The sequence below is a fragment of the Lysinibacillus sp. NPDC093688 genome (genome assembly GCF_050280145.1).
Taxonomy (GTDB): Bacteria; Bacillota; Bacilli; order Bacillales_A; family Planococcaceae; genus Lysinibacillus; species Lysinibacillus xylanilyticus_B.
Genome location: NZ_JBNNUX010000030.1, coordinates 33,847 through 52,688 on the forward strand (window position 1 = coordinate 33,847; position 18,842 = coordinate 52,688).

Genomic DNA, 18,842 nt, shown 5'->3' on the forward strand with positions numbered 1-18,842 from the left:
GAGTGTATGATAATGACGCAACACGTACAAGAGAAAGTATTAGTGAAACGCGATTTTTATCATTTAATTATTAATGGTGAAAAGGTAGAGAGTAGTAATGGTGAGACTTTCCAAACGGTTAATCCCGCGACGGGTGAAGTAGTAGCGACTGTTGCTAAAGCTTCACAGGAGGACGCTGAGCGCGCTGTACAAGCTGCTCGTGAAGCATTTGATAAAGGAAAGTGGAAGCAATATCCTGTTAATCGTCGTGCACAGGTGCTCCATAAGATTGCTGCTATTATGCGCTCTCGCTTTAATGAAATCGTAGAACTTGAGATGCTGGATACAGGGAAATCACTTGGCACTGCGCAAGGCCAAGTGAACCAAGCAATAGAAGATTTCGAATTCTACGCAGGTGCAATTGTAGGCCATCGTGGAGCAGTAAATAATATGCCAGGTCAATTTCATAATTACACAGAAAAAGAGCCTGTCGGCGTATGTGCACAAATTATTCCTTGGAATTATCCACTCATGATGGCTGCTTGGAAAATTGCTCCGGCTATTGCTGTTGGTTGTTCTGTTATTGTTAAACCAGCTTCTTTAACGCCTATAACAGCGATCGTGTTAGGTGAAATTTGCCTAGAGGCAGGTGTACCAGCAGGGGTTGTCAACATTATTCCTGGTTCAGGGAAAGATGTAGGGAATTATTTAGTGGAACATCAGCAAGTTGATAAAGTAGCCTTCACAGGTTCAACACCAATCGGCAAAGGAATTATGGAAAAAGCTTCTCAAACATTAAAACGCGTTACATTAGAGCTAGGTGGGAAATCACCAAATCTAGTGTTCGAAGATGCAGATATTGATGCGGCGGTAGATGGCTCACTATACGGCATTTTCTATAACTCGGGCCAATCTTGTGAAGCACGTTCGCGCTTATACGTACACAAAGATATTTACGATGAGTTTTTAGAGAAATTTGTTGCTAAAACAAAAGCTATTAAACTAGGTGATCCATTTGATAAAGGTACTCACATGGGAGCGATTATCGACCAAGACCAGTTAGATACGATCGATGGCTATGTGAAATCTGCCGTTGAAGAGGGCGCAACAATTTTAACAGGAGGCAAAGTGGCGGCTGTAGAGGGCTTTGAAAATGGTTTCTGGTATGAGCCAACTATTATTACAGACGTTACTCAATCCATGAAAGTTGTTCGTGAAGAAATATTTGGCCCAGTAGTGGTTGTGATGCCATTTAGCGATGAAAAAGAAGCCGTTCGACTAGCGAATGATTCAGAGTTTGGTTTAGGCTCAGCGGTTTGGTCTAAAGATGGGGCACGTGCCACTCGTGTTGCCAATCAAATCCAAGCAGGAATCGTTATGGTCAATTGTCCATTCTCCGCAATGCCAGGTACCCCATTTGGAGGATATAAGCAATCTGGTTTCGGACGTGAACTATGTATCGAAACATTAGATTTATATACAGAGACGAAAAGTATCATTTCATATTATGGTAGCCGCCCACTAAATCCACTAGGCGTCTAACCACCACAAAAACCATATGCGATGAGATATCTTCACTCTTCGTATGTGGTTTTCATAATAAGGAGGTTCTTTAATGAAAAAAGTTATAGTCATCGGATCCGGGGTTATGGGACGCGGCATTGCCTACGTAAGTGCAGTCAGTGGCTTTGAAACAGCCATTATAGACATTAACGAACAGTCTTTACAAAATGCCCGAAATGAAATTACATCCATTTTCGAAAAATCTGTTGTACGCGGAAAATTAACAGCACAACAAGCAACGTTACGTTTAACTTATGCGACAGAATTAGCAACAATCGCAAATAATGCAGACCTAATCATTGAAGCAGTACCTGAAAAAGGTGACATTAAACGAGCTGTCTTTGAGCAAATGGAACAGTTTGCCCCGCCTCATTGTTTATTTGCAACTAATACTTCAACAATGAGTCCAACAGAAATTGCTTCCTATGCAAAACGACCTGAACAAACCATTGCGATGCACTTTTTTAATCCTGTGCATAAAATGGAACTTGTTGAAATTATTAGAGGTTTGGAAACGAGTGATGAGACAGTCCGAGCTATTTGTGAAATTGCCGAACAAATGGGCAAACAAACGGTCGTTATCAATGAATTTCCAGGTTTCGTTACAAGCCGTATTAGTGCGCTCGTAGGGAATGAAGCATTTTATATGTTACAGGAAGGCTTAGGTAGTCCTGAAGACATCGATAAAGCGATTAAACTGGGCTTGAATTATCCGATGGGACCTTTCGAATTAGTTGATTTAGTGGGTCTCGATGCACGATTAAATAATTTACGTTATTTACATGAAAAGCTCGGTGAAAAATATCGCCCAGCACCACTGCTTGAACAATATGTACAAGCTGGACGTTTAGGACGAAAGAGCGGGAAAGGGGTTTATGACTATAGCGAGCAAAAAGAGGTGGTGAAAAAATGACTGAAGTCGTGATCATAGATGCTGTTCGTACACCAATTGGTCGTTATAAAGGTGCATTAAAAACCGTTCGGCCGGATGATTTAGCTGCCACTGTCATAAAGGCGCTTATAGAACGTAACCCAAAGGTTCCAGTCAAACAAATTGAGGATATTATTTTCGGAAATGCCAACCAAGCGGGAGAGGATAATCGAAACGTCGCTCGTATGGCTGCGTTACTTGCTGAGCTACCGATTGAGGTCGGGGGAACTACTATAAATCGTCTTTGTGGTTCAGGCATGGATGCTATACATTTCGCAGCACGTGCTATTAAAAGCGGTGAGGGCGATATTTTTATAGCAGGTGGTACGGAAAGTATGACACGCGCACCGTTTGTAATGGGTAAACCAGAAGTAGATTATCCGAGGGGCGATCAAAAAATGTTTGATACAACGATCGGCTGGCGTTTTACGAACCCCAAATTGCAAAGCATGTATGGAGCGGAAACAATGCCCCAAACTGCTGAAAACGTAGCGAAGCGTTTTAATATAAGTCGCGAGGAACAAGATGCGTTTGCATTTGAAAGCCAACAACGTGCGAAAAAAGCGATTGCCTCAAACCGTTTCGCAGAAGAAATTGTACCTGTATATGTGAAAGATAAAAAAGGAAATGAAATCATCGTAGATACAGATGAACATCCACGCCCGGATACAACAGTTGAAGCGCTTGCCAAACTACGACCTATTTTTGAAAATGGGACTGTGACAGCCGGTAATGCTTCTGGTGTGAATGATGGTGCCTCAGCCTTATTATTAATGAGTGCAGAAAAAGCAAAAGAGTTAGGTATAACACCATTAGCACGATATGTAACAGGTGCTGTAGCGGGATTAGAACCTTCTGTTATGGGATTAGGCCCTATCTATTCTTCGAAAAAAGCATTACAACGTGCTGGCCTAACAACAAACGACATTGGTTTATATGAAATTAATGAAGCATTTGCTTCCCAAGCAATAGAATCCATGAAGCAGCTTGAACTAAATCCAGCACAAGTTAATGTCAACGGAGGCGCTATAGCATTTGGTCATCCACTAGGTGCAAGCGGTGCCCGAATAGTGACCACATTACTTTACGAAATGAAAAAACAAAACGTACAATACGGCCTTGCTTCCATGTGCATCGGTGTTGGGCAAGGGATTGCAACGATTATTGAAAATATCGAATCATAATTAAACAGGTGTATTGATTAACCATTTTTATACATTCTGATTAATTCGAAGAGGCTGATTTCCGCTACGGGCTACCCACTTTGTTGCTGACGCTTCGCTTTCGCGCAGAAAACATCTGTTGCTGCATATTCGTTTTTATATATTAAAATGGCATGCCAGAATATACATGATAGGTGATTTGGGTGATTGGAGTGGAGGCTGGGTGACTCCTTGGGGATCAGCGATAGGGGAACGAAGGCTAAAACCATCACATCCTGTGATAACGCCTTCGTGACCAACATCGTGTTGGCCCGAGACCCTGGAGCGAGCAACGCGAGTGAAGCGGGAGGGGAACGAAGGCTAAAAGCATCACGTCCTGTGATAACGCCTTCGTGACCAACATCCTGTTGCCCCGACGCCCCTAGGAAAGCGCCCAGCCGGAACGGAAATCACCCCCTTCGTGTTGCAAAAAAGTCATACTTTCTTTTAATTGGACACTTTAATCTCATTAACATAAAAGTTTTTCAACAATACGAAACGGCACAATTAATGTGCCGTTTTTTTGGAAACAATCGAATAGAAAAGGAGAGTTTGCAAATGAAAAGTATTTCATTTAGAATAGAAAATTATATTGCTTATGTAACAATAAATCGTCCAGAGGTGCTAAATTGTTTCGACTATGATACTTTATTTCAACTGCAACAAGTAGTAGACGAATTACATATAGCTGAGAATGTCCGCGCTGTAATTTTTACAGGTGCGGGCGAAAAGGCATTTAGTGCGGGTGCGGATTTAAAAGAACGAAAAACATTAACAACGCAAGAAGTACGTCGCAACGTACGCGCAATTCAAGATGTGTTTAATAGTATAGCAAATTTACCACAACCAACAATTGCAGCAGTTAATGGGCATGCACTTGGCGGTGGATTTGAATGGTTATTAGCATGTGATTTTGCGATTGCAGTTAACGAGGCACTACTCGGACTAACTGAAACAAGTTGGGCAATAATTCCCGGTGCAGGTGGTACGCAAAGATTACCAAGGTTAATCGGTGAAATGAAAGCGAAAGAATTGATTTTAACAGCAGCGAAAATTACATCTATTGAGGCTGCGGCATTAGGCATTATTTTAAAAGCAGTCCCTCGTGAGGCATTGTTAGATGAATGTGAATCACTCGCAAGGCGGATTATGCGTAATGGCCCTGTCGCTGTTCGTCAAGCAAAATACGCCATTAGTCAAGGAATGAATACGGATCTACAAACGGGTCTCGCGATCGAATCGAAGGCATACGAATTAGTCATTCCGACAGAAGATCGTCTAGAAGCTTTACAAGCATTTAGTGAGAAACGGCAACCTGCATTTCAAGGAAAATGAGTAAGAAAGTAGAGGGAGAGAATGGGCGCAAATACACAGTCTATGATTTTTACGCTCTATGGCGATTATATTAGGCATTACGGTTCAAAAATTTGGATCGGTAGTTTGATTCGTTTATTAAAAGAATTCGGTCACACAGAGCAAAATGTACGCGTATCTGTATCTAGAATGGTCAAACAAGGATGGCTACAATCAGAAAAACGAGGGAATCGTAGTTATTATTTTTTAACAAAACGCGGCGAAATACGAATGCAAGAGGCAGCAAATCGTATTTTTAAATTAAAACCGACGAAGTGGGATGGAAAATGGAGACTTTTGATGTACTCTATTCCGGAAGATAAGCGTCAAATTCGAGATGAATTGCGTAAAGAGCTCTTATGGAGTGGATTTGGCTCCTTTTCGAATGGCTGTTGGATATCACCAAATAATTTAGAAGAAGAGGTTAAACTCCTTATTCAAAAATATGATATTGCTAATCATGTAGACTTTTTTACGGCGGAATATATCGGCCCTCATGATCATGAAGCACTGATAGAAAAAAGCTGGTCGTTGGCTGAAATTGAGGCGCTTTATGAGATGTTTATGGATCAATATAGTAAGCAATTTATTATTCATCAAAGTGCAATCTCAAGAAAAGAAATGTCAGATGCGGAATGTTTTGTAGAGCGTACAAATCTTGTTCATGAATATCGTAAATTCTTATTTAATGATCCAGGACTACCACAAGAATTATTACCGCCTATGTGGAGTGGAAATCATGCTGCGCTATTATTCCAAGAATATTATAATTTATTGGAAGGTCCATCATGTCGTTTTTTTGAAGAAATATTCCATGCAGATAATTAAAAACAGAAAAAGCTTGTCCATTATATGGATAAGCTTTTTTTCGTTTAAAGGACCATGACAGAAGATGTTATTTTAGCGACTTGCTGTCCATTTTGGGAGATAGATGCCTCTACATAGCATGTTTTTCGTCCTTTTTTGACTATTGTTGATTCAATTAAGGCCGTTCCGATGTAAAGTGGTCGTAGAAATGTTGTTTGCAAATTAATCGAAGCGAATCCTTGATTTGTTTCTAATATTGAAGCCATCGAATAGGCCATCGTAATATCTGCTGCAGAAGTAATAAATCCTCCCATTACGACTTGATGACCATTTAAAAAGCGTTCATCGACGTTCCAAGAGCAAATGGCTTTACCTGCAACAGCCGACGTTACTTGGATTCCTAATGTTTTGTCACATGCGGGTGGCTCAATTTCCCCATTAATCACTCGCTTTAAATCGATCATCGTCGTCATGATTGAACACCCCTAACTAAGCCTTTGAAATTATTCAGTAATGTCCGATTTAGACATTGCTGTGCATCATCCATCATAGTCTCGAGAAGAGTAGCAACAGTCGGTAAATCTTGAATCATCCCTGCGATTTGGCCGCTGTTCATAAAACCACTTTGCTCATTACCTTCAATAGCTCCTTTAACATGGAATATTTCGGATGTACGTTCTTGATAGTCTGAAAGCGTTATACCTTTTGCTTCATCAGCAAGAAGTGAAGAGGCGTAAGGTGAACTTAACACGCGGCGCACCTGTCCAACAGAACGTCCTAAAATGACCGTTTCCACATCGGTTGCATCAAGTAGCCTTTGTTTATAGGTAGTATGCACTGGCATTTCCTGTGTAGCAATAAAGCGTGTTCCCATCTGTACACCGTCAGCTCCAAGCATTAACGCTGCTGCTAATCCACGTCCATCACCAACACCACCTGCCGCTACAACAGGTACAGAAACCGCATCGACTACTTGAGGAATTAGCGTAAAGGTTGTCAATTCTAAATTGGAATTAATTCCTGCAGCTTCATAACCTTCTGCAACAATCACATCTGCGCCGCCTTGCTCGGCCTTAATAGCATGTTTAACAGAGGCAACAACAGCAATCACTCGAATGTTATGAGCATGCAATTTCTCTATAAATAATGTTGGATTACCTGCCGATAATGAAACGACCGGTACTTTATGTGTAATAGCCAATTGCAATAATTCTTTTGTATAAGGATTGACATTGATCGGTACATTGAGGGCAAACGGTTTTTGAGTTAGTAGCTTCGTTGCTACAATGTGTTCCTCGACTTCTTCTGGTGTCATTGTCCCACAGCCAATTGTTCCTAAGCCACCTGCATTCGATACAGCTGCCACAAGCTTAGGATTGCTGATATTCCCCATTCCCCCTTGGATAATTGGAAATTGAATTGCTAAAACAGAACATAATTGATTCAAAAATAGCACCCCCGTTTAAAATATGTTATAATAAATTCTAGCAAAATATTCAGATAAATGAAAGGGTGATTTTTTATGGAGATTACATACGCTTTAAAAAAACCAAATGTTCATGAATCAGTATTTCAGGCGCCAGGTACGTATATTATTGGGGATGTTACGATTGGTGAACAATCGTCTATTTGGTTTAATGCCGTCCTCCGCGGGGATGAAGATAGCATCACTATCGGAAAACGTTGCAGTATCCAAGATAATACAACCATTCATTTATATGAAGGAGCTCCGGTAGTTGTAGAAGATGAAGTAACAGTAGGTCACCAAGTAGTCTTACATGGTTGCAAAATTGGTCGCCGTTCGATTGTTGGTATGGGTTCTGTCATTTTAGATCATGCTGAAATTGGAGAAGAATGTATTATTGGAGCAAACACACTTATTACACAAGGCTCAAAAATACCACCACGTTCACTAGTTGTTGGCTCACCAGGAAAAGTCGTACGCCAACTGCAAGACAAAGACATCGAGTTAATCCAGTTATCAATTGACACATACGTCCAAAAGGGACAAGAATTTAAAGAAATATTAGATTAAGGTTAACTGAAAACTTTTCAAATGAAGTGAACTAAAAAATAAAATTGTTTGTTAGGGTTGAGTTCGGTAATCGTGTTGAACTTAACCCTTTTAATATTCTCTTTAGTAGAAACGATCATTGTGTACAAAAAAGAGTAGGAGAATATCAATCGATAAAACCAAACGAGTAACTATTATTCTTGAACATGCGCAATCATTTTGATTGAGGAATGATAGGGCTCATCACCAAAATTTGTGGATAACATTTATTAAAACATTTACTTTGTGAATAAGGATTGGAGAGGAGACAGGGCGACTCCTTGGGGATTAGCGATAGGGGAACGAAGGCTAAGAGCATCACATCCTGTGATAACGCCTTCGTGACCAACGTCGTGTTGGCCCGAGACCCTGCAGCGAGCATCGCGAGTGAAGCGGCTCATCGGACGCCCCCAGGAAAGCGCCCGGTCGGAACGGAAATCAACCACACAAATTGGTGAAGATCCAATAATATTGAAAAACGGCTTGTTCGCAAGGTTATCATTTCTCATCTCTCCACACTATATAGTATGATTAAGTTTAGAATTAAGGAGTGTGAGAATATGAGATTCATTAAGTTCCTTCTGGTTATTGTCATTGTCCTAGGTGCTATTGGTTATGGGGTTTATCATTTTGGCGTGAAGTACGCATCTGAAAAAGTCGCTGATACAATTTCATCAGAATTAGAGGAAAGTGGACAAATGGATGAAATTAAAAATACGATCGAACGCGACCCTCAATTAAAATCATATATGGAAGAGGCTAAAACTGCAGATAGCAGCAAGTTGCCGTTTACAACAAAAGAAGAAGCGACAAAAGTAATCATTCAAAAAGTTGGTATTTCGGAGCTTAATAATATAAGAATAAAAGTACAAAATGGTTCAATGACGAAAGAACAGGTCATTCAAGAGATGGAAGGTAAATTAACAGACGAAGAAATGATGGCACTAAAAGTAATCGTGTATAAAGAATTATATAAATAAAACGTTGACAGACCATAAAAAGTAAAAAAACAGGACATGCGATTGTAGTGTGTCCTATTTTTTTGCTTTCTAAAGTAGTTTTAATCAAAATGTTTGCCCCTTATTTTGTGAAAAATCTGTATATAAATGAGAGAGGAATTTAATTTTTTTACTTAACTCAAAGAAAAAAGGGGGCCATCATGGCTATATTTAGGGTTCACCAAAAGGAGAGTTTTGTTGTGTTAGTCAAAGGATTTTTGAATGACATCCGTTTAAGCTGGAAAGCAAAGGTCGTTTTGAGCAGGTCCTCTGATATATCAATGAATACTTGATATTACATAATATGGTATTATAAAATGGAAGTTTACTATATGCAAAGGGGCATACTTATGAGTGCACATTTCAACTTTACGGATTTTCCCGTATTAGCAACGGACCGTTTTATATTACGACAAGCACAGGAAAGTGATTGTTTTGATCTATTGGCGCTTTATTCAGATGAAAGTGTTGTGAAATACATACCATTGGAACCTTTTAACTCAGTGGAGGATTCAAAAAATGAAATGATTTGGTATGAAAAAATTTTCGAAGATCAGAGTGGCTTACGATGGCTTATAGAGGAACCTATAACCAAAAAAGTAATCGGAACATGTGGTTTTTTAAATTATGAAAAAGCTCATAATCGTATAGAGATTGGTTATGATTTAATTCCTTCTTACTGGAGGAAGGGCGTAATGAAAGAAACTTTAAGTACGATCATTCATTTTGCTTTTACAAAGATGAACATTAATAAAATAGAAGCAAAAGTAGATCCTGAAAATAAATCATCCATTAGATTATTGGGAAAATTAAATTTTAATCAAGAAGGTATATTAAGAGAGCATGAATTTGAAAAAGGAAAGTATGTGGATTTAATTAATTTTTCCATTTTAAAAAGGGAATATAAGTAATCGATAGTTCTGTTGATTTAATATGGTGTTGCTTTTTTACAGAAATTTAGAGGGCAGCACATAATATTCGTATAGGCTAATCATCTGCATAATAATTTAAGGCATGCATAGTTTTCTTGGTCAATTAATTTGCTTAACAATATAAAAAGCTGTAGCGTATGGCAACGCTACAGCACAGAATTGGTCTTGCCCTGATAATGGCTTAGCCATCAACAGCAATTATAACACATCGTACGATAAATCAAAGTTTTAATAAGAATTTATTTCAGTGAATTGAATAAAACGTTGGATCGTTGATACAGTTGTGTTTTAAATAGCTATTCTTGGATTGTTTCAGCAAAAGTTTTTCGACCAGGATTCACTTTATTTACGGTAACCTTTAATTTACTTATTGTATCTTCTGTTAAAGGTATCTTGCCATCCTTCTGTATTTTTTTCCACATTTTCACGTCTTTTCGATATAGCTGCTCTGATAAACGGAAAACATCAACATTTAATTTTAAGCCCTCTTCATATGTTTTTTTTATATCTGTTTTTACCGCTCTAATAATTCCTTTTCTAATTTCATCAGTGTCTACCTTTCCTTTGAAACCATTGATGATTGCATTTAATTTTATATTGACTTCAAATGTTACTTCATTATTTTTTACAATTGTTTTATATTCCGTACTTAACTTTTCTAAATCTACTGTTAAGTATTCTTTTTCTTTATTGTCCAATCTAAAGGTTACGTCTCCTCGAGTTTTTTTAGTAAACATCCATTGGATACCTCTTGCATTCCCATCATCTAGATAACCTTTAAAACCATCCTTTGAAACTACCCCGAAACCTGAAAATGCAGTTTCCATTGTTGGCTCATTAGTCGTCTCCCAGTTTTTGTTGATTCTAACTAATGGAATATTCACTTCATGACTCGGCTCATTTAATTGGATAATTAGTTTCCGTAAGTCAACGGGCTCTATATAAGTTTGTAACTCTTTTGTATGCATTGGATTGCTTAGTTTTGAAGAAGTTAGTGCTTTATTTAATACCGGTGTGACTAAAAGAATATCTTTAATAGGTTCCTTTGTACAATAAGTTAATATTTGATATCTCGTTTCTCGATGACGTAAAAAGCTGTCAATAACAGGAATTGCATTCTCATCTTTTAAGGCATCCTCTGAGAACAGGAGAAAAGTCATATGTCCCCAGAATACTTTTTGGTCGATAGAGCGATATAATTTAAAAAAGGCTTCTTCCATCGTTTTACCTTTAGCAAAGCCAATCTCAGCAGGTGCAGCTTGAGGAGTAGGTCCTTCCGATTTAGCTACATTCGCAAAATTGACAATTTGCAGATATATTTCATATTGACCATCTTTATAATCGATACCAATTCCGTCCACATAGTACATTCTCTGTGGTTCAGTAACATCCCAACAGCCTGAAAGCAATAGTACAGCTAATAAGCTTACTATTAACGTAATTTTTTTTTTCATTTTTTAATCCCTACTTTTAGAAATTGTTGTGTAATTTTGTGGAGTAAAGAGGTATTGTTTATAGTTTGGACAAAAAATTGGAGGATTATAAGTAGTGAAAAACTTAGGATAGCTACATTTAGCTATTTGAACAAAAGACCGGGACTTCTTTAAAATGAGACCAGGCGTTTTTAGAGAAGAGGGATGAAGAAAAATCCTTGATTCTTTTATATTCCCTTATTATCGCGAAGTTCTATAATGGTTCCTTCAGGTGCTTTTAACTTACAAAGCTGACCATTTTCAACTTTATAAATAATTTCACCATTTTTACGAATAAAATGAACGTCTATTTCCTTTAATCGTTCTACTTCTTGATTTAAATTATCAACCCATAAACAGAAATGTACGATGCCTTGAGCATTTGAATTGCATGCTTCAAGGTCTTCATCACATTTCCCAGTTTGGAGTTCAATATAAAATGCTCCAAGCTTCAACCAAGTATTAAAATGTCTATTGTGGAAATTCGGTGACTCTTGTACTAGTTCAAAACCTACTACTTCTGTGTAAAAATTTAAAGATTCAGCGTATGTATTCGTTTGTATGCAAATGTGGTGCACATATTTTTCAGCCATAAATTATTTCTCCTTTTAAATTGGTACTTCCTAAATGATACCAAAACTGAAGAACTATCTTAACATTTAGCTTTCATGCCTACAAGTATAATTTGATCCAAAATGGATAATTTATATATCGGAGGTGATATTTTTGACAAACAAAAAGCAAAATAAAAGTGAAGAAGAACAAGTAGAATTTGGAGCAGATTTAAGCCCTGACGATTTAGATGTGCGTGAAGAAAATGATCAAACTAAAGAGCAAATGAACAATGCTAAACATGAAAAACAACAAAACGAAAACACTTCCTCAAGACGTAATAAATAATAAGGAAGAACTCATTTTATTTTCTACCACAATCTTTGGATTGTGGTATTTTGATTTTTATATACATATAAAGGGGAAAAATCCAAGATATATAAACTATAATAGAGTAAGATTGGATGTTTGGTTTTGATTGAATGGATAAATATGTTGTGCATTAAAATGAGAAAGGATAAATAGAATGACGACAAAATTTAAAATTGAACGCCCGCTTATTCCAAATGGTTTGACTGAAGGAACTTTAGAAGACGTTCTTTATGATGAAGAACCTTATCTATCGAATCTATTGATTACGAATACAAGTAGAGAGAATGATAGTAATGACGGTTTAATTGTATCTAAAGTTTTGTTTCAAAAAGTATCTCTGATTCACTCGAATTTCAATAAAATTGATATGACGGATGTAATCTTTGAAAACTGCGACTTATCTAACTCAACATTTAACGAAGGTATTATCCATCGAGTTACATTTAAAAACTGTAAACTGTTAGGTGTTGATTTCTCAGAGGCCCATTTAGGAAACGTTTCTTTTGAAGGTTTTATAAAGAATTTATGTAACTTTGGCGTAGCAAGATTTAAACAAGTTTGTTTCGATCAGTCATCATTACGTGGGACAAGCTTTTACGACTGCCAATTTTAAAAAGTGAAATTTGAACACTGTAATATTGATGAAGTTGATTTTAGCGATACGCCTCTAAATAATGTAGATATCAGCACATGCACATTTGAACGATTAAATGTAACGATAAAAAATTTAAGTGGCTGTGTGATTTCCACTGAACAAGCAATTGGCTTTGCTGAATTGCTAGGTTTAAAGGTTAAACGATAAGATAGATCGAGTATTTGGTAATTAAATTGAGAAGATGAAAGATGATATAGAGGAGAGAGAATCAATGGCAAAGTCATTAAATTGTCCCAACTGTGCTGCAGTATTGGATCCAAAAGAAACTAGTTGCGCATATTGTGGTAGTTTTATTATTACATCAAAGGCAAAACAAATCACTTATAATTTGGATGAATTTATGGATGAATTCAAACCCAAATATAAAAAAATCTTTGTTCACGGAATTGAAATGCGTGAAAATGAATGTCCGATTCGCTCAGGCTTTGCGAATATGTTTTACAGTGTAACTCGTTCAGATGGTGGACGGCTTTTATTAACAAATCAACGATTAATTTTTTGTGCGCATGCTATCAATCTAAATCCTAATTTATATTGGGAATTGAATTTAAATGAAATAGATCGAACTGAACTAGGTTTAAATCTATTCATATCGCAAAGAATCCGTATTTTTGAACGAGATGAAAATGAAACTAACTTTGTCGTTTATGGCGGGAAACATTGGCAAAATGAACTTACTCATGCTTTAGATAAGGGTTAAAGAGTAGAGGAAGAAGTTTGATATACGATACATATGAAAAAGGGATGAACGTTTACAAAGAAGGTATTACGTTCAAAATGAAGCGGAGCACATTAAAAGGATCACTATCAAGTGACCCTGAACAAAACTATTTAGAACTAGTGAACTTATGAGGTTTTTCAGCCTTAATTGAAGCTACTTCTCCGCAATTTTGACACAGAGTAAAAATAAGTGAAGAACCATTAGAAAAAATTTTATCAACTGGTTTTAAAGCAGCATGACCATCAAGTCTACCTTCGGAAAATGAATCATTACCACAAGCCTTACAAATCAATTTGTTATTTTCCATGAAATCACCTCATTATGTAATATGTGTAAATTGTAACGTAAAAAAGGACGATACGTTTTTGAAGCTAAAGCGCAAGAATAACAATACAGAATAATTTCTATAGGATTATGTGAAACTTATTTAAACGCAAGCCGTAGTATTAATAAAGAGGGGGAGGGGTTTACTTGAAAAAATACCTATTATTTTCAGGGTTTTTCGCGGTAGCATTTTTAGTTCTGCAAGTGCTATCAGGTATGCTATTAACAATGTTTTATACGCCTAGTAGTAACCAATGGGAAGTGGCTTCGACTTTACCATCGCAAGTGGTGTTTGGAAATACAAGCTCTATTGCGCCACTTGTAATATCTTTAATTGCGTTGGTAATTGCTTTTGGTAGTGTTAAGCTAATCAATAAAAATGCTGTTCACTAATAAAAGGGAGGGGGGGTTTTCCCCTTTGTGAGTGAAATATTGCAATGACCATAACATTAGGTATTTTTCAAATAGCTTTTTAAGAGTAAGCCTTTCACACATCTGTGAAGGGTTTTTTCTAACAGCCGAAATGAACGAATACTAAGTTCATCAGTTTTAATTGCATATGTATCAACGAAATTACACCACGCAAAGTGCAAAATAGAGAGCAGCGTTCTATTAGGAAAATGACAGGGTATTGTTGCAAAAATTGTAGTAAAAAGTTCTGTATTTTTGTATAATATTCTATGTTTTTAAGAAAAGCCTTTTTCCTTTATTAGGATAAATGGCAAAAGGAAGGTATTATAATGTTATATGTAGGATTGATAATGATTGCTTGTTTATTTTTGTATTTACAGAGAGCATCATTTTCATTGGTGGCTGATTCAGAATTACGTTTACCCATTAAAAGAATGGATATGTTAATTGTCTTTGCTCCTTTTATTTCGTTAGTCGTGTTTTCTATTCTTTTTTTAACTGTACTGACGGGACAATTAGCTGATCGAATATCTCATGCTTTACTAGTTTTTAGTCTTTGGATTTTTTTCACCTATTTCATAAAAACCCTATTTGGTTATTGGAAAAATAAAAATATATTATTGGTTTCTTTAGTTGGAATCACTTTGACGCTATATTTTATTTTCCAACTGACTCCGTTAGACAATTATACAAATTTAGTTTTTCTGAAAATAGGGAACTTTTCATTTATCGTAGGTCTAATATTGATCATTTTATTTTATTCTAATTATTTACACAAAAGGAAGTTGAGAGTGGCGAAGGTACATTAAATAATACGGCAATTTTTATTTATTCGCCATTTGAAAATAGAAGCGTATTCGGAAAGGTCGAATACGCTTTATTAATTGTATTTGGTTTATGTTAAAGAATTTTCTTACGAGTGTTAATTAACTAGTACCAAAAATGTAATAATACTCAAAACACTTTAACTTTCATGAGAGGAAGATGGCGGTCGTGAAATACAGTAGATTGGGTAGAGCCTATTTTCTTTGCTCCCATTTTTAAATAAAAACCTTCTGCGTTAGGCTCACTATCAAGAGTAAACTCACTTATTCCTAACTCCTTTGCTTTATTCAATAAATGGTCCCATATTATTCTCCCGAATCCTTTGCCGATATAATCAGGGTCTATGAATAATGCATCTAATTTCATTTCATTAATAGTAAAGCTATAAAATGCTACGATTTTGTTGTCACTCTCCATGACGAAAACTGGATTTTCTACTATGTACTCTTTTGTTATTGTCAAATCATCTTTACATTGTTGCAGAAAATCTTCTACATATCCCCAGTAGGCTTTTGACTGATAGGCTAAATTGCTTAATAAATGACAATCTTGAACTTTTGCACTCCTAATTATCATTATAATTCCTCCGATAAAATCCTTTTATTTGCAACATTTAAGTATTATTATTTCGCCCCAATCAGCCTTTTACCTCAAAAAGAAGAAAGAAGTATCCTATTTCTCTTTATATTCTCTAGAAGGTTTTGAAAAAGGCATACGCAAATAAATAAAAGTTAACATCCAAAAAATGCAACCTAATAAAATATGGATTCCACTTTCATGAAGTTTTATTCCACCATCACTAAGTAAAACTCCTGTAAAAAAACCTAAAATAATTGCAGTCATCACATCAAGGAATTTCAATTGAACCCCATCTTTAGTAAAATATACTTTTATTATAACAAACGAAGATGTAGTTTATAAAAAAAACACACCATCTACATTTGCATACTTTAATCATTCTAGCTGGCTCTACTGTACCAACTGTTAAGGTTGAATCTAATGAAGTCGACGATACTACATCACCAGAATGGAATACTTAGGATCACTTCATCTTGGTTCAAAGAATATAGACTAAAAAACTTCACGTAGAATAACAACCACTATGTTTTTGTACATCCATTTATTCACATTCGAAAATTAAATATAATATTTTAATTTAAGGTATCACACGTCATTTTTAGCCGAGTTCACTTTCATAAAATATATGCATACAACATTCCTTGACAGGAATATTCCTGATAGGGTATATTGCGGTTATCAGGAATAATAATACCTGTGCTGTTGTAGAAGTTTTTTACCGGCACCATCATTTTACGAGGTGAGTGACATGTCAGGGAAAATTCCAGGCGTAAACATAACGACGTTGAGCGCTTTGTCTGAACCAAATCGTATGAATATCGTCGAACTCCTTCGCCAGGGTCCTCTAACCGTGGGTGAGATTGCCGACCAACTAGGATTGAGGCAACCTCAAACTTCAAAGCATCTAAAAGTACTGAGCGACAACGGGATTGTCGAAATGCAGGCTGAAGGTAACCGTCGAATCTACAAGCTCCGGCCCGAGCCATTCCAAGCGCTGAATTCTTGGATACAGTCCTTCCAAAGTGTAATGCAAGAAAGATTTGATCATTTAGATGCCTATTTAAAGGAATTGCAGAACAAAGATAAATAAATCATTTCTTGATCAAGGAGGAATTATAATGTCAAACAATGCAATGGTATCGAGAGTAGAAAACGATCGTGTACTTATACTAGAGCGCGTTTTTGATGCACCACGCGATTTAGTATTTAAGATGTTTAAAGAACCGGAGCATCTGAAACGCTGGTGGGGGCCAAAAGGATGGGAAATCCCTGTCTGTACTGTTGATTTCCGTCCGGGAGGCGTTTGGCACTACTGTATGAAGTGCGTCGATCAAAACCTAGGTGAATTTTTTGGTATGGAAGCATGGGGAAAAGGGATTTATAAGGAGATTATGGAGCCGGAGAGAATCAGCTATACCGATTTCTTTTCGGATGCTGAAGGAAATTCGAATGACTCTATGCCATCGACCGAGATTACATTGGAATTCATCGATGTAGATGGAAAGACTAAACTGATAAGCCGCGCAGAATATGTGTCTGCAGAGGCACTAAAGACAGTTATGGATATGGGCATGCTACAAGGCATCACAGAAACTTGGGATCGTTTAAGTGAGTTTGTGGAGTCACTGAAGTAATAGTAAAAGTAAGTAAAGTTTAATGAGCTAGTAATACCTTTTTTGAGGAGTGTAAAATTCAATGATTAATAAAGTCGGTCAAATTATGTTGTACGTAAATAACCAAGATGAAGCAAAAGAGTTTTGGACAGATAAAGTAGGATTTAGTGTAATTTCAGAGGAAGATAACGGTCAAGGAATGAGATGGATTGAGCTCGCTCCAACTAAAGAAGCTGAGACAAGTATTATTCTCCATAATAAGGAATTAATTGCGAAAATGTCACCCGAGTTAAATCTTGGTGCACCTTCTTTAATGTTTTCCTCAAAAGATTTCGATAAATTATATAACGACTTATTAAACAAAAACGTTACTGTCGGAGAAATTGTAAATATGCCTTCAGGTAAGGTATTTAATTTTGCGGATAATGAAAATAATTACTATGCAGTAATGGAAACGAAATAGATTTATTTACGAGGGCGATGCTTGGATAAAAGCATCGCCTTTTGCATGTTTGATTTGGTAGTCAAAAGATGGATATGTACTTATATTAGATAACATCGGAGGCTTAAATCACTTGCTATTTCTTTTCATACTTTTTACTATCCCAAGCCCAAGTTGCGAAAGCATAAAACGATACAAACAATAAGGCATAGAAAAAACTATCAAATAAAGCCCAATTACCATTTCTGAAATACATATACATATACATATACATATATAGATTTTAATGGAAGTGTAAATACATAAGTAACTTTTACGTTAAAAGAACCTTTACTAGTTTTGTTTTTAGTGCATCTGTTACAATTTTAGCTTTTTTATTACCTGCAAATGCACTTAATACTGGAGCTCCTATACCAATAGGTAGCGCAAATTTAGCTTTTAAAGGTATTGTGATTACTGTAGCGATAATACCATTAGTGATACTGGTTACAGTGTATCGTTGTCAAAGATACCACTTAATTTATTTAGTTCTGCTCTTACTTTTACCCGGGTATCAATAGCATACCATTAGCTATAAATGTTTCAAAATCAAGTTTTGTCATAAAATGAACAAAAATTGATAAAAATCAGAAAATAATCTATTACTTTCTAAATTAAGTTTGATATTAGTGGTGATACTAATAAGAAAGAAAAGGAAATCTAGTAAAAACTACACTCTACATTTAATTAGAGGTATTAAAGTACTCATATAATTCTTCAGAGAACCCTGCGCCACTAGTCCATTAAAGTTACAAAATCACTTACTGCTGTCTATATAAAAAAGCTGTACTGTTTAAAATAAAGTCGCTCCGTTTTGAGCGTGTCAAAATCAAGGAAATACTGTTCTATCAACATTTGTATATAACAATGGTAAAACTTTTTATAAAAAACAATCATTATAAATAAAAGAAAGCTATCGTTTTGTAAACTGTACCCTATAAGATAGACACTTTGAAAAAAGTCTATCCTATAGGGTACTTTTGTTTATAATGAGAAAAAAGATGTCGGAGCGGAATGAA

At 36.3% G+C, this 18,842-nt stretch carries 23 protein-coding genes; 16 read left to right on the top strand and 7 right to left on the bottom strand.

Annotated elements, in window-relative coordinates; genetic code table 11:
• The first annotated feature begins 12 nt into the window (after positions 1–12).
• The 5 genes from ACQKN2_RS19385 to paaX all read left to right on the top strand — a co-directional run bounded on the left by ACQKN2_RS19385 (position 13) and on the right by paaX (position 5,856).
• Positions 13–1,521, top strand: coding sequence for an aldehyde dehydrogenase family protein (locus ACQKN2_RS19385; protein ID WP_427416392.1), 1,509 nt, complete (start codon positions 13–15; stop codon positions 1,519–1,521).
• Positions 1,522–1,594: 73 nt separating this feature from the next.
• Positions 1,595–2,455 (top strand): 3-hydroxyacyl-CoA dehydrogenase, encoded by an 861-nt coding sequence (locus ACQKN2_RS19390; protein ID WP_427416393.1) that lies wholly within the window; start codon positions 1,595–1,597, stop codon positions 2,453–2,455.
• Complete coding sequence (locus tag ACQKN2_RS19395) at positions 2,452–3,657, top strand: thiolase family protein (protein WP_427416394.1); 1,206 nt, start codon at positions 2,452–2,454, stop codon at positions 3,655–3,657. The genes ACQKN2_RS19390 and ACQKN2_RS19395 overlap by 4 nt, the downstream gene beginning before the upstream one ends.
• A gap of 576 nt (positions 3,658–4,233) precedes the next feature.
• A complete protein-coding gene (locus ACQKN2_RS19400; protein WP_427416395.1) occupies positions 4,234–5,010 on the top strand; it encodes an enoyl-CoA hydratase-related protein in 777 nt (258 codons plus the stop codon).
• A gap of 21 nt (positions 5,011–5,031) precedes the next feature.
• Complete coding sequence (gene paaX / locus ACQKN2_RS19405) at positions 5,032–5,856, top strand: phenylacetic acid degradation operon negative regulatory protein PaaX (protein WP_427416396.1); 825 nt, start codon at positions 5,032–5,034, stop codon at positions 5,854–5,856.
• Positions 5,857–5,900: 44 nt separating this feature from the next.
• Here paaX and ACQKN2_RS19410 read toward each other — a convergent pair whose 3' ends face one another.
• Together ACQKN2_RS19410 and ACQKN2_RS19415 are read right to left on the bottom strand one after the other, a co-directional pair.
• Positions 5,901–6,308 carry a PaaI family thioesterase gene (locus ACQKN2_RS19410; RefSeq protein ID WP_427416397.1) on the bottom strand — a complete coding sequence of 136 codons (408 nt, stop codon included), beginning with the start codon at positions 6,306–6,308 and terminating at the stop codon, positions 5,901–5,903.
• On the bottom strand, positions 6,305–7,282 hold the full coding sequence (locus ACQKN2_RS19415; protein WP_427416398.1) for an NAD(P)H-dependent flavin oxidoreductase: 978 nt from the start codon (positions 7,280–7,282) through the stop codon (positions 6,305–6,307). Before ACQKN2_RS19415 ends, ACQKN2_RS19410 begins: the two co-directional genes overlap by 4 nt.
• Positions 7,283–7,357: 75 nt before the next feature.
• Here ACQKN2_RS19415 and ACQKN2_RS19420 point away from each other — a divergent pair, with 75 nt between their 5' ends.
• The 3 genes from ACQKN2_RS19420 to ACQKN2_RS19430 all read left to right on the top strand — a co-directional run bounded on the left by ACQKN2_RS19420 (position 7,358) and on the right by ACQKN2_RS19430 (position 9,797).
• Positions 7,358–7,870 carry a gamma carbonic anhydrase family protein gene (locus ACQKN2_RS19420; protein WP_427416399.1) on the top strand — a complete coding sequence of 171 codons (513 nt, stop codon included), beginning with the start codon at positions 7,358–7,360 and terminating at the stop codon, positions 7,868–7,870.
• A gap of 578 nt (positions 7,871–8,448) precedes the next feature.
• Positions 8,449–8,868, top strand: coding sequence for a hypothetical protein (locus tag ACQKN2_RS19425; RefSeq protein WP_323649765.1), 420 nt, complete (start codon positions 8,449–8,451; stop codon positions 8,866–8,868).
• Positions 8,869–9,236: 368 nt separating this feature from the next.
• Positions 9,237–9,797, top strand: coding sequence for a GNAT family N-acetyltransferase (locus ACQKN2_RS19430; RefSeq protein WP_427416400.1), 561 nt, complete (start codon positions 9,237–9,239; stop codon positions 9,795–9,797).
• 317 nt (positions 9,798–10,114) lie between these two features.
• On the opposite strand, the gene ACQKN2_RS19435 is transcribed toward ACQKN2_RS19430, so the two are convergent.
• Together ACQKN2_RS19435 and ACQKN2_RS19440 are read right to left on the bottom strand one after the other, a co-directional pair.
• Complete coding sequence (locus tag ACQKN2_RS19435) at positions 10,115–11,272, bottom strand: Ger(x)C family spore germination protein (protein ID WP_427416401.1); 1,158 nt, start codon at positions 11,270–11,272, stop codon at positions 10,115–10,117.
• A gap of 206 nt (positions 11,273–11,478) precedes the next feature.
• Positions 11,479–11,883, bottom strand: coding sequence for a VOC family protein (locus tag ACQKN2_RS19440; RefSeq protein WP_427416402.1), 405 nt, complete (start codon positions 11,881–11,883; stop codon positions 11,479–11,481).
• 124 nt (positions 11,884–12,007) lie between these two features.
• On the opposite strand from ACQKN2_RS19440, the gene ACQKN2_RS19445 reads away from it, so the two are divergent.
• From ACQKN2_RS19445 to ACQKN2_RS19455, 3 genes are all read left to right on the top strand, one after another.
• The gene (locus tag ACQKN2_RS19445) at positions 12,008–12,190 is read left to right on the top strand and encodes a hypothetical protein (RefSeq protein ID WP_427416403.1); all 183 of its coding nucleotides are present in this window, start codon (positions 12,008–12,010) and stop codon (positions 12,188–12,190) included.
• Between the two features lie 178 nt (positions 12,191–12,368).
• Positions 12,369–12,827, top strand: coding sequence for a pentapeptide repeat-containing protein (locus ACQKN2_RS19450; RefSeq protein ID WP_427416404.1), 459 nt, complete (start codon positions 12,369–12,371; stop codon positions 12,825–12,827).
• Between the two features lie 253 nt (positions 12,828–13,080).
• Positions 13,081–13,569: a zinc ribbon domain-containing protein gene (locus ACQKN2_RS19455; RefSeq protein ID WP_427416405.1), complete on the top strand. Its 489-nt coding sequence runs from the start codon at positions 13,081–13,083 to the stop codon at positions 13,567–13,569.
• A 127-nt stretch (positions 13,570–13,696) separates the two neighbouring features.
• Here ACQKN2_RS19455 and ACQKN2_RS19460 read toward each other — a convergent pair whose 3' ends face one another.
• Complete coding sequence (locus ACQKN2_RS19460; RefSeq protein WP_427416406.1) at positions 13,697–13,897, bottom strand: hypothetical protein; 201 nt, start codon at positions 13,895–13,897, stop codon at positions 13,697–13,699.
• 164 nt (positions 13,898–14,061) lie between these two features.
• On the opposite strand from ACQKN2_RS19460, the gene ACQKN2_RS19465 reads away from it, so the two are divergent.
• Positions 14,062–14,307, top strand: a complete 246-nt coding sequence (locus ACQKN2_RS19465) for a hypothetical protein (RefSeq protein WP_427416407.1) — start codon at positions 14,062–14,064, stop codon at positions 14,305–14,307.
• Positions 14,308–14,654: 347 nt separating this feature from the next.
• Positions 14,655–15,134, top strand: a complete 480-nt coding sequence (locus ACQKN2_RS19470) for a hypothetical protein (protein ID WP_427416408.1) — start codon at positions 14,655–14,657, stop codon at positions 15,132–15,134.
• Between the two features lie 145 nt (positions 15,135–15,279).
• On the opposite strand, the gene ACQKN2_RS19475 is transcribed toward ACQKN2_RS19470, so the two are convergent.
• The gene (locus tag ACQKN2_RS19475; RefSeq protein WP_427416409.1) at positions 15,280–15,726 is read right to left on the bottom strand and encodes a GNAT family N-acetyltransferase; all 447 of its coding nucleotides are present in this window, start codon (positions 15,724–15,726) and stop codon (positions 15,280–15,282) included.
• A 96-nt stretch (positions 15,727–15,822) separates the two neighbouring features.
• Positions 15,823–16,011 (bottom strand): hypothetical protein, encoded by a 189-nt coding sequence (locus tag ACQKN2_RS19480; RefSeq protein ID WP_427416410.1) that lies wholly within the window; start codon positions 16,009–16,011, stop codon positions 15,823–15,825.
• 466 nt (positions 16,012–16,477) lie between these two features.
• On the opposite strand from ACQKN2_RS19480, the gene ACQKN2_RS19485 reads away from it, so the two are divergent.
• From ACQKN2_RS19485 to ACQKN2_RS19495, 3 genes are all read left to right on the top strand, one after another.
• Complete coding sequence (locus ACQKN2_RS19485) at positions 16,478–16,819, top strand: ArsR/SmtB family transcription factor (protein WP_427416411.1); 342 nt, start codon at positions 16,478–16,480, stop codon at positions 16,817–16,819.
• Between the two features lie 28 nt (positions 16,820–16,847).
• On the top strand, positions 16,848–17,363 hold the full coding sequence (locus ACQKN2_RS19490) for an SRPBCC domain-containing protein (protein WP_427416412.1): 516 nt from the start codon (positions 16,848–16,850) through the stop codon (positions 17,361–17,363).
• Between the two features lie 61 nt (positions 17,364–17,424).
• Positions 17,425–17,805 carry a VOC family protein gene (locus tag ACQKN2_RS19495; protein WP_427416413.1) on the top strand — a complete coding sequence of 127 codons (381 nt, stop codon included), beginning with the start codon at positions 17,425–17,427 and terminating at the stop codon, positions 17,803–17,805.
• Positions 17,806–18,842: the final 1,037 nt, after the last annotated feature.